Annotated in this window: 6 protein-coding genes; 2 read left to right on the top strand and 4 right to left on the bottom strand. The window is 39.2% G+C overall.

Translation table 11 applies throughout. The features are described from left to right. Together K8S13_RS13830 and K8S13_RS13825 are read right to left on the bottom strand one after the other, a co-directional pair. Nucleotides 1-1,395, bottom strand: a 1,395-nt coding sequence (locus K8S13_RS13830) for a fibronectin type III domain-containing protein (protein ID WP_291463322.1), incomplete at its 3' end; no start/stop codon positions are given. A 54-nt stretch (nt 1,396-1,449) separates the two neighbouring features. Continuing rightward, the gene (locus tag K8S13_RS13825) at nt 1,450-1,848 is read right to left on the bottom strand and encodes a fibronectin type III domain-containing protein (RefSeq protein WP_291463320.1); all 399 of its coding nucleotides are present in this window, start codon (nt 1,846-1,848) and stop codon (nt 1,450-1,452) included. A gap of 408 nt (nt 1,849-2,256) precedes the next feature. On the opposite strand from K8S13_RS13825, the gene K8S13_RS13820 reads away from it, so the two are divergent. Both K8S13_RS13820 and K8S13_RS13815 read left to right on the top strand, forming a co-directional pair. Beyond that, nucleotides 2,257-2,541 (top strand): AbrB/MazE/SpoVT family DNA-binding domain-containing protein, encoded by a 285-nt coding sequence (locus K8S13_RS13820; protein ID WP_291463319.1) that lies wholly within the window; start codon nt 2,257-2,259, stop codon nt 2,539-2,541. Continuing rightward, entirely contained in the window at nt 2,526-2,804 is a 279-nt protein-coding gene (locus K8S13_RS13815; protein ID WP_291463317.1) for a hypothetical protein, read from the top strand. Before K8S13_RS13820 ends, K8S13_RS13815 begins: the two co-directional genes overlap by 16 nt. A 49-nt stretch (nt 2,805-2,853) precedes the next feature. Here the strand turns inward: K8S13_RS13815 and K8S13_RS13810 are convergent, their stop codons facing one another. After that, nucleotides 2,854-3,990 (bottom strand): glycosyltransferase, encoded by a 1,137-nt coding sequence (locus K8S13_RS13810; protein ID WP_291463316.1) that lies wholly within the window; start codon nt 3,988-3,990, stop codon nt 2,854-2,856. A gap of 27 nt (nt 3,991-4,017) precedes the next feature. Next, nucleotides 4,018-4,731 (bottom strand): hypothetical protein, encoded by a 714-nt coding sequence (locus tag K8S13_RS13805; RefSeq protein WP_291463315.1) that lies wholly within the window; start codon nt 4,729-4,731, stop codon nt 4,018-4,020. Nucleotides 4,732-4,740: the final 9 nt, after the last annotated feature.

Genomic DNA, 4,740 nt, shown 5'->3' with positions numbered 1-4,740 from the left:
GGAATTTAACATCAATCCAAAGTTACCGGAAGGATCGATAATCCACCCCTTAACCATATTTGTTATATCAAATTCTTTATATCCAACAGTTTTATCCACAATGACACCGACTTCTGCGGGTGCCAAATCCAGTTCACCACCATTATTACCGCCAGTCCAAGTATTTGTACCGTTGTATGTATTCCATGTACAAGTAGAGATACCTGGTTTGTGATTTATAATTTTGTGTGCGGTTATTTCATATCCGGCATCGCCTCCGGTACCATCATAACCAAACATATACAAACTTAATTTAGCCTTCAAAACAACAGCATTTTGAGGAAGGATCGAAACATCCCAATTCATAGCAATCCTGTTAGCCGCAGTATCAGTTGGCCAGGTATAAGTATTAAGTGAAACAGAAGAATTAGAAGTGTTTGTACTTGCTGACCCTGCATTTAAGAAAGTATCTTCACATGTCTGCGGAAAATCAGCTCCTGATACAGCACCAAAAACCTTAGTACGCAAACTACCAAGCGTATTTGTCACGGTAATAGTATCTGTAGACTCATTCCCGGCTGCATCTTTAGCTGTTATTGTTATGACATTATCACCTTCAACAAGCCCAATATCACTTATGCTCCAACTATCCGTCCCTGCTGCCACGCCACTTCCACCTGCTGAGTTTGACCAGACAATCTGGGTTACACTCCTATCGTCTGATGCAGATCCGCTGATATCAATACTTAAACTCGATGTATCAAACAAAGGACTATCAGTCGGTGATTCAATGAATACTGACGGTGATGTCGTATCAGCCACAGATATTGTTTTAATAATTTCAGGAGAAGAATAACCACTCTCGTTTCCAGAGGTATCAACAGCGCTTACCGCAAAATAATATGTTACACCAGAATTCAATCCTGTAATAGAATACTCTGTCCCATTCTCTGGTATTGGAAGGCCATAATTTCTGCTTGAAGTACCGTAATATACCCTGTATCCGGAAATATCATTTTCACTGTTCGCTTGCCATGTCAGCAATATATCTTCATTTACAATTTCACCCGAAACACCTTCAGGCGGTACTGGGGGCGTTGTATCACCGGCACTTGGGACAGCATAGCTTGTCACGTTTGAATCGCCACTCTCTCCGGCAGCATTATATGCTCGAACCACGAAATAATAGGTTGTGCCTTCACTTAACGAAAAATTATTTAAAGAATATTGTGTCACATTTCCAACATCTTCGCTGAAAGGATAACTTCCCTGGGAAAGACCATAATAAATTGTATACCCTGTAACATCTCCTGTTGAAGCATCCCATTTTAACATTGAGTCAGATGCATGCACATGAACACAATATATTGCTATTATAAAAACTGTAATAAAAAAACATTTAATTTTCTGTTTCATACCATGCCTCCATTCCCAGTTGCTGTCATTTCGTCATTCATCAATTATTGCCCTTTACTCGATAATCATTAAATTTACAGGAGACCCTGGAACTGCACTATTAGGGGTTACATCTGCCTGAGTTGAATAGGCACTTTCAATGTCGGCATCATTAACAGCCACGCATACAAAATAGTATTGCTGCCCGCAAGTCAGTCCCGGCACTGTTCCATGGATACGACCCTCTACAGGCGCAGGCTTGCCGACATTAACCACATTCGGATAGGGTCCGCCATTGGTCTGTCCATAATAGATCTTGTAGCCTGTGATATTGGATTCACTATTGGGAAGCCAGGAAAATATCTCAACACAATCTGCTGAGGCCGTTCCGCCTAAAAGAAAAAACCAAAACCCGGCAACAATCAAAACAAACCATAACTTTTTAAAATTTCTGTTTATAAAAAAACTGTTCATAAAATCCTCCTCATAATTTTACAATAATTGTTCGTGGTGAATTAATAAGCAAATTTAATGCCACCTTATGTTAATTATATATAATCCGGTCAAGTCAATGTGGTAATTCTTTGTGGAAAATTTTCCTTTTTTAAAAAAGCTTGCCAGCAACCGAATAAAACTCCAAACGACCCTAAAAAAATGGTCGCCAAACATATATCAAAAAAAAAGGAGGATAATATAATAACTATTGCTGAAAAACTCAGGAAAGAAGGCGAGCAGAAAGGAAGGTATAAAAGAAGGGCATAGAGCTATGCTGACGGAATTGGTGCGGAATTGGGAATTGCGAAAATAATTGTTAAAGCCTTGACAAAAAAAGTAGTAAGCATATAATAGTTTAAAAGTTTAATTGTTTAAAAAGGAGAGGCTATGTCAACATCTGCACTAATGAAAATAAGCCCCCAGGGGCAGATTCGAATACCAAAAAAAATTATGACTACTCTTGGGATTGAAAACGGCGACTATGTTGAAGTAGAGATAGAAAAAGGACAGGTTGTATTAAAACCAAGAAAAATTATTGACCCTGCACAAGGATGGTACTGGACAAAAGAGTGGCAGAAAATGGAAGACCGCATTGACGTGGAAATCAATAAAAAAAATATATCTCCAGAATTTAAGACTATAGAACAAGGATTAAAATGGCTGAAAAAATAACAGCCTATCAGTTCAGCAAACAGTTCAAGAAAGCCTATACCGCTTTACCAGAGAAAGTCAAAAAAACCTTTGATCAAAAAATCCAACTTTTTATGCAGGATATGTCACATCCTTCCCTTCGCGTAAAACGAATTCAAGGGACTAAAACCCAATGGGAGGGATCTATTACCATGAAATATCGATTTACTTTTGAATATATTGATAACAAACTGATTTTCAGAGCAATTGGGACACATGACATTTTTAATCGGGAAGCTAAATAAATTAATAATGGTCTCTCTTAAAGTGTACACTTTAAACACACGCAAAACCCTATTGCAACATTTCTGAATACAAACTACTGTACTTTTCAGCCATAATAGTACTTGTGAATCTTGATTTAACTTTTTGTTCAGCCTTTGTTGTCAACCTGGCAGCAAGCTCAGGCTTGTGCAGTAATTCATACACTGCATCTACAATTGCTTTAGGATTTTTTTCAGGGACGAGTAAAGCATCCTGACCATGCTCCACCACATGGGGAATACCTCCCACTTCAGTGACAACAATGGGTGTCCCGGATGCCATAACCTCAAGTAAAGTAATGGGCAAACCTTCGGTCAGCGATGAAATAACATAGCAATCCACCATTTCAAGCAATGCACGGGCATTCTTGACATAGCCTGTTATAAAAAAGTATTCACTAAGCCCGCATTCCTTTGCCTGCTGTTCCAGATTACTGCGCTGCCGTCCTTCACCAATCAAAAGCAGACGGACATCCTCGTTTTTTTCATCTCTTAAAATCCTCTCGGCCTCCACAAGATAATTAAACCCCTTTTCATGGGACAGACGACCAATAGAGGCAATCACCCTGCCCTGACTGCAAAAAGCTTTTAAATCAGTTTTTAAAGATTCTTCAAGATAACAATGCTCAATACCAGGATTACCATCTATTTCAATACCATTATTAATAACACAAATTTTTTCTTCAGGTAACTTTCGCACCTTTTTATTATCCAGCATACCCTGATTCACAAGAACAATTCTATCCACAAAACAGAGGCTGAAAGCATCTAACTCTTCATTGATCCGCATTTTACTCCAGGTACCGGCACTGGTCCAGCCATGCAGAGTGGTTATAACAGGAAGTCCACGCATAAAAGAAGGCATCAACCCAAGCATGATATTGGTTTTATAACCATGGGAATGGAAAAGATCAAAATTATTCTGCCGGGCAAACTTAACAATTTCCCAAATCCCAAAAAAATTGGGCCCAGTGTGCATTTCAAAAACTTGCACATCAAGACCCAGCTTCCTTGCCTCTATCTCAATAGGTTTATCACCTATTCCTTTTTTTCTGATACTACCGATAACCGGCACCAACCCCATCTTAACCTGGGCGGATACAAGTGATAGCAGCATCACTTCAGCGCCATAAAGCCCGCCGGAATCAATAAGATGTAGTATTTTCATACCATGGTTGCCTAAAGGACACTGGATTTAGCCTTTGCGAGGGTTCCAAAGAACTTGTTTCTTTCCCATAAGGAACTTTAAAAAGGCATGGCCGGCAGCAAAATTGATTAAGGCAAAATAATAAAAGAGATACGCAATTTTTAATTTCATTCCCTTACGTTCAAACAAAGGAGAAACAATAGCTAATAGATAGGCGCTACTTTGTAACAAAAAAAACAATAGATAACCAACTCCCTGATTGATCAGTATAAGATTGCTGATAAATGCCAGTACCATAAATATGAAGCAAAGATAACGAGCCACTTTATGAGAAAACATCTGCCAGGCATAAAGTAAGTTGTCGCCGGAAAAAAACATTGCTCTCTTGTCAAACAAGGCCCATAACGCCCGGAGTGAAACCCTTACCCGCATTCGGTATTCATCCGATGACTCCTTCAAGGCATCTTCCCTGAGTAATGCCCCTGGCTCATAAACAACCCGAAAACCTTGTTCGACAACTGAGAGAGGAAGAACAAAGTCCGGCAGTTGGTCTGGATTCATTGATTTATATAATTTTTTCCGAATGGCGTCGATACCACCATCAACACCCACAACTGAACCTATTTTTGTTTCACCTGCCCGTAAAAAATTCTCATATTTCATATATGCAGAACATCCGTCACCAATAACAGTTCCATCAGGATTTACATATACCATTTTACCAGTAACATAGCCTACATCAGCGTCAGCAAAATTTTCCAATATGGCCTT

Source organism: Desulfobacula sp. (assembly GCF_021107415.1).
This window is presented reverse-complemented; position numbering and strand designations above follow the sequence as displayed.